The 5,712-nt window shown below is 71.3% G+C and carries 8 protein-coding genes; 6 read left to right on the top strand and 2 right to left on the bottom strand.

Annotated elements, in window-relative coordinates; translation table 11 throughout:
• The 6 genes from ABTX18_RS35740 to ABTX18_RS35715 form a co-directional block, all read left to right on the top strand.
• The coding region (locus tag ABTX18_RS35740) for a Hint domain-containing protein (protein ID WP_352126972.1) at positions 1 to 914 on the top strand (914 nt) is incomplete at its 5' end.
• Between the two features lie 62 nt (positions 915 to 976).
• A complete protein-coding gene (locus ABTX18_RS35735; RefSeq protein ID WP_352126971.1) occupies positions 977 to 1,336 on the top strand; it encodes a hypothetical protein in 360 nt (119 codons plus the stop codon).
• Entirely contained in the window at positions 1,333 to 1,707 is a 375-nt protein-coding gene (locus tag ABTX18_RS35730; protein ID WP_352126970.1) for a hypothetical protein, read from the top strand. The genes ABTX18_RS35735 and ABTX18_RS35730 overlap by 4 nt, the downstream gene beginning before the upstream one ends.
• Positions 1,708 to 1,782: 75 nt before the next feature.
• Complete coding sequence (locus ABTX18_RS35725) at positions 1,783 to 2,979, top strand: glycosyltransferase family 39 protein (RefSeq protein ID WP_352126969.1); 1,197 nt, start codon at positions 1,783 to 1,785, stop codon at positions 2,977 to 2,979.
• 104 nt (positions 2,980 to 3,083) lie between these two features.
• Entirely contained in the window at positions 3,084 to 3,881 is a 798-nt protein-coding gene (locus ABTX18_RS35720) for a hypothetical protein (RefSeq protein ID WP_352126968.1), read from the top strand.
• A 39-nt stretch (positions 3,882 to 3,920) separates the two neighbouring features.
• Positions 3,921 to 4,091, top strand: a complete 171-nt coding sequence (locus ABTX18_RS35715) for a hypothetical protein (protein WP_352126967.1) — start codon at positions 3,921 to 3,923, stop codon at positions 4,089 to 4,091.
• Positions 4,092 to 4,299: 208 nt separating this feature from the next.
• On the opposite strand, the gene ABTX18_RS35710 is transcribed toward ABTX18_RS35715, so the two are convergent.
• Complete coding sequence (locus tag ABTX18_RS35710) at positions 4,300 to 4,824, bottom strand: hypothetical protein (RefSeq protein WP_352126966.1); 525 nt, start codon at positions 4,822 to 4,824, stop codon at positions 4,300 to 4,302.
• 49 nt (positions 4,825 to 4,873) lie between these two features.
• A partial coding sequence (locus ABTX18_RS35705; protein ID WP_352126965.1) for a polymorphic toxin-type HINT domain-containing protein occupies positions 4,874 to 5,712 on the bottom strand: 839 nt, incomplete at its 5' end.

Genomic DNA, 5,712 nt, shown 5'->3' with positions numbered 1-5,712 from the left:
CCGACGAGAAGAAACCGACCACCTGCCCCGCGAAGCACAGCTTCCTGCCCGGCACCCCCGTCCTCCTCGCCGACGGCCGTCGCACGCCCATCGAGAAGGTGCGCGTCGGCGATCTGGTCGAGGCCACGGACCCGGTCAGCGGTCTGAGCCAGGCGCGGCCGGTCACGCAGACCTTCACCACGTATGACGACAAGGCCTTCGTCCGGCTGACCGTGCGCACCTCATCCGGTACGGCACTCCTGGACGCCACCGGCACCCACCCGTTCTGGCTCGTCGACCTGGGCCGCTGGACGGACGCGGCCGACATCGAGCCGGGCGCCACGCTGCGTACGGAGGCCGGCGGCACTCTGCGCGTGCTCACCGTGCGCGCGTACACCGGGCGGCGCACCACCCACGACCTGTCCGTGGACGGCATCCACAGCTACTACGTGGGAGTGGGCACCCGGAACAGCGCCCTCGTCCACAACAACGATCCCTGCGACAACCCGGACTACGACCCCGATCCGAATTACGGCATCAAGGACGAGGTCTACGACAAGATCGACACGAAGTACGGGCCGGAGACCGCCCGCGGCGTGGACTACCAGGCGCAGGTCATCAAGACCATGCGGGAGACCGTGCCGGGCGAGACGCCGGCCGAGGCGGCGGCGCGGATCAAGCGGGCACAGGACCACATTCTCCCCGGCACCGACGGGGACCCGACGAAGATGGCCGAGTACCTGGCGAAGTACAAGAACCGGAAGTTCACCCATCACGACGCCAACCCGCCGGACCCGAACAATCCGAGCGCCCAGGTGGACGCCATCTGGGAGAATGGCGTGGTGATCGTCAAGGACGGCACGATGATCCACGGGTACAAGATGTCGGAAGCGGCGTTCAAGGCGAGATTCACGGCGGGAGCGAAGCGCAATTGACCCACGCTGAGTCGCAATCGCAGGCCGAGGTCCCCATCCGGGCCACTTCGGATGGTCGGTACGTGCTGTACGTGACCGAGCGGCAGTTCCATCTGCTGCGGCGGGCAGCGATCACCCTCGCCGACCATGAGAAGTCCCCCGCCGTCCGGCAGCTCGTCCTGGGCCCCGGCGGGGCTTCGCTGGACGAGCCGCTCCAGCTGGGACTCTCGTACGACGACGCGGTGCCCGGACCGGTCACGCTCACCTTCGAGCAGCTGCATGCCCTTCACGCGGTGCTCACCACGCTTCCGGCCGCGGCGATCTGGCCGGAACCGGAGTTCGTGGAGCGGGTGGGCGACTTTCGCGAGACGGTCCTCAAGATGGCAGGCCTGGTGCGATGGGCGTTCAGGGAACAGCCGGTGGCGGAGAAGGAGCACGGGTGAGGGCGCGCGTCCGGATTCGGCGGACGGACGAAGGGCCGGGGTGGGTGCTGGTCCCGGGCTCCGACCAGCTGGCCCTGCTGCGCCGCTGCACCGACGCGTTCCGCACCGCGATGCCCGACCGCGCACAGCGTGACTTCGTGCTGGGGGAGCAGGGCGAGAGTCTGCCGGCGCTCTTCGCGGCGGATCCTGTGGCGGCCGCCGAAGCCGGCCTTCCGGTGACGGAGGGCGCCCTGCGGGCCGCGCACACGCTCCTGGTCACCCTGCTTGCGCTCATCCCGTCCGAACGGGCCTTCATGGAGCGGACGGGGCACTACCGCGACCATGTGAAGGCGGTCGCACACGGTCTGCGGCGCGCGGCCTCCGGTCAGTGAGGCGGAGACGCCGAGGCAGGCGCTGAGGCGGGGCCGCGCCCGGCCGGATACCGGGCGGCGGAGATAATCGGCCGTATGCCCCCCGACCCTTCCCCCCAGGTCACCCCCGCCCGCCCGCGCCCGGAGCGCCCGCCGGTGCGCGGACGCGCCGCCGCCGCCCTCACCACGGCCGGACCCGCGCTCGGCGCGTACGCCGCCGTACGGATCGTCGGGCTCGCCGTCTTCTGGGCCGCCGCGTCGGCCGCGGGAAAGGACGCGCTGCATCTGCTCTCCGAGCGCTGGGACTCCGTCTGGTACCAGCGGGTCGCGGAGAACGGTTACGGGTACACGGTCACGCTCCCGGACGGGGGCGTCCACTCCGACCTGGCCTTCTTCCCCTTGCTGCCCGCGCTGGAGCGCGCCATCGCGGAGGTGACCCCGTTCGGCACGGCGGGCGCCGGGCTGCTGGTCGCCTGGTCGGCCGGGCTGCTCGCCGCCTGGGGGATCTTCGCCGTCGGGGCACGGCTGTACGGCCGCCGGGCGGGGGTGGTGGTGGCCGCGCTGTGGGGGGTGTACCCGACGGCGTTCGTCCAATCGATGGCGTACACCGAGACCCTGTTCACCGCGCTCGCGGCCTGGTCGCTGTACGCGGTGCTGACCCGGCGGTGGATCGTCGCCGGTGCGCTGTGCGCACTCGCCGGCCTGACCCGCCCGTCCGCCGCCGCGCTCATCGCCGCCCTCGCGCTCACCGCCGCCGTCACCCTCGTACGGGAGTACCGGGCCGGGACCGCCGACGGCATGGTCCGCCGCAACGGACGGATGCTGCTGGGGGTGGCCGTCGCGCCGCTGGGCTGGCTCGCGTACGTCGTGTTCGTCGCGGTGCGCGAGGGGCGTCCGTTCGCCTACTTCGACGTCCAGGCGCAGTGGGGCAACAGCATCGACGGCGGCGCGGCCCTCGCCTCCTTCATCCTCGGCCTGCCGTGGCCCGGCATGCTCGGGCTGTGCGCGGCACTGGCCGCGCTGGGGTGGCTGGTGTCCCTGTGCGTGCGGCAGTGCCAGCCGTTGCCGGTACTCGTCTACGGGATCGCCGTCGTCGTCATCTCGCTGATCGGGTCCGGGTACTTCGGCTCCCGGCCCCGGCTGATGATGCCCGCCTTCCCGCTTCTGCTGCCGCCCGCCGGGGCGCTGCTGCGGCTGCGCTCCACGGCCCGGACGGCGGCGGTGCTCGCGGTCCTCGCCGCGGCGTCGGCGGCGTACGGGGCGTGGACGCTGCTCGGCTCCGGCCCGCCATGAGTTGGGCCCGTGGGCCCAAGCATCCGCACCGCTCGGGTTGTTAGCGTGAAGGGTCCGTGCGGGAACAACGTCGGCGGTAGCGGTTCGCCGGTCAGGAGCGGTCAGTGACTACGAGAGTCCCCAGGGCGCGTACGGCAGCCATGGCGGCCACCACAGCAGCGCTCTGCCTGGCGGCCGTCGCCTGCGGGCCGGACGGGAAGACGTCCGAGAAGGACGCCGGGAAGGCCGCGAGCGCGAGTGCGAAGCCGAGCGGGACACCCTCCGTCGACCCGGCCGCGAGCGACTCCGCCGCCCCGGCACCCACCTCGACCCCCACCAGCAACGGCAAGGTCCTGGACAAGGCCGGGCTCGCCCAGGTCGCGCTGGCCACGGGAGAGGTGGGGCACTACGAGGTCACCCCCATGCAGGGGGGCGAGGAGAGCGGCACGGAGCGGTCGGAGAACAAGGACTGCCGGCCGCTCGTCGCGGTGATCAACGGCGCCCCCGAACCCGCCCCGGCCGCCACCGTCTTCCGTACCGTCATGGACAAGTCGGAGGAGGGCAAGGACGACCAGACCGTCGTCACCGAGATCCTCACCTCGCACCCCGAGGACGGGGCGCAGCAGCTCATGCGCGGTGTCCGGGACGCGGTCCGCGCCTGCGCGGGCGGCTTCCGTACGTCGGGCGACGACGGCCCCTCCACTTACGCCGAGGTCAAACCGCTCCCGCTGCCCCCAGCCGGCCAGGAGAGCATCGCCTACCAGGTGACCGGGAGCATCGAGGGCGACAAGGTGCCGCTGGTCTTCCAGCTGGTGCGCACCGGCTCGACCGTCGTGACGTTCTACGTGGCCGACTTCGTCACGGCGAAGACCCCGCAGCTCCCGGCCGAACTCGTCGCCGCCCAGGCGGCGAAGCTGCCCTGACGCGACGCGCTCCCGCGAGTCCCGGCAGAGCTGTCGCGCGTGCGCGTCTTCGAGTGCGACACCTGCGGTCTCGTCGCGGACCGGGACGAGAACGCCGGGCACAGCCTGCTCGCCCTCGCAACCCGCACGACCTGCCTCACAGGTACCGGAGTGGCCGGAGACCTGGACCCCACCGTGGTGGGGGTCGAAGCCCCGTGGAGCCGACCGTAGGACCCGCACCACCCGCCCACGCCGTACGGCGTGGGCGGGGCGGGCAGGTGGCGTCATCCCCAGCCCCCGGGCCGGGACAGAAACGGGAGACCGTCAACAGGACACCGAGGCGCAACTCGCGCTCTGGTGACACCGTCACGGACTCTTCCGGCAGAAACGCCGGAATTGCTGAGATCCACTGATACTCAAAGCAACGGCAACAGTCGTGTCAGGCCTGCTCGGACAGGGTCACCTCGGCGGCGAGCGAGGCCCCACCGGCTCCGTACAGCTTCAGCCACCGCTGTTCGTCCGAGGCGTTGCCGATCCTGACGCCGAAGGTCCACGTCGGGTCGAGGAACAGGGTGTGCCCGCCCTGGAAATCGAGGGCCAGGCAGGTGCAGACGGTGTCGGCGGCACCCGGCGCGCGGTAGACGCGCAGGCGGGTGCAGCGCAGTTCGTCGCGGCCGTCGCCGAAGAGCTGCTCACCGCACGAGGCGACCATCACCTCTTCCTCGGCATCGGCGAACAGCTCCATGTCGTCCCAGCCGACGGCGTCGACCGAGGTGATGTCCAGCCGGTCGTACTGGCCCACGGACTCGAACCGCAGCAGCCCCTCGTCCAGCCGGAGCCAGACGGCGAGGGGCTGCGGACGGAACTCGGGGACGTCGTCGTCGCGATCCAGGAACCCCGGGATGAGGACATCACGGACGGGATGGTCACGCAGTGCCTTCTCGGCCGTCGGCCAACCGCCCATGTCCGCTCCCCGCTCCTGCCGGCCGCCGGCCGGGCTCCCGCCGCGCCGGCTACTTCACCGGCACCTTCTTGGTGATCACGATCCCGGTGTCCATTCCCTCGCCGCTCTTGAGAGCGGTCCAGAAGTCACCGTTCTCCTTGAGGACGACCGTCACGCCCTTGCCACGATAGATCAGCCCCTCGGGTTCGCCCTTCTTCAAGGTGCCCTTCCCGACCAGCTCGAACGTACCGTCCTTGATCGCGTCCGCGATGTCCTGCCGGAACTGCGGGCCGTCCTCCTTGAGCTTCTTGTACTTGGTGCCCAGCGCGTCCTCGATCAGCTTCTTGTGACGCTGGAAGTGGTCCTTGAACTTCTTGGGGTCCCCCTCGCCCACACCGGGCTTGCGGGCCGCTTCGAGCTCTTCCGGCGACAGGTCGCAGTCGGTGTTGTGCACGAGCGTGTTCGCGGAGCCGATGCCCACGTAGTAGGTGTGCACACCCTCGACCGTGAGGTCGTACGTCGTCTGCCGCTGGGAGTACCGCGTGACTCCCGTGACGGTCAGCGTGCCGCCGGTCTCCGTACGCAGCTCGTCGCCGCGGCCGAGGTCGCCCGCGTCGGTCCAGCGCCGCTGGCCGGTCACCCAGAAGGGGTGGGTGTCCGTGGCGGTCAGCTGGGCCGGGGCCCCGCCGGTGCGCACGGTCAGCCGGGTGAAGTACTTGTCGTCGTACGTGGTGATGGTCCGCTCGACGCGGCGGGCGCCGGTCCTGCCGGTCACCGGGTCGGTGGCGATCACCAGATCGCCGGCACGGACGGCCTCGATGGGCGTGCGACGGCCGTCGGCGAGGAGGACGGGGGTGCCGGGCAGGAAGCTGTGCTTCGCGGGGCAGGTGGTCGGTTTCTTCTCGTCGG

This window comes from Streptomyces sp. NPDC096323 (genome assembly GCF_040302845.1).
GTDB lineage: Bacteria > Actinomycetota > Actinomycetes > Streptomycetales > Streptomycetaceae > Streptomyces.
Note: the sequence above shows the minus strand (reverse complement) of the source record. Positions and strands in the feature narration are given on the sequence as shown.

What these genes read in the sequence shown, in the direction of transcription:
- ABTX18_RS35710 (WP_352126966.1), bottom strand. Translation starts at nt 4,824, where the DNA reads ATGGGCGGTTGGCCGACGGCCGAGAAGGCACTGCGTGACCATCCCGTC.
- ABTX18_RS35725 (WP_352126969.1), top strand. Translation starts at nt 1,783, where the DNA reads ATGCCCCCCGACCCTTCCCCCCAGGTCACCCCCGCCCGCCCGCGCCCG.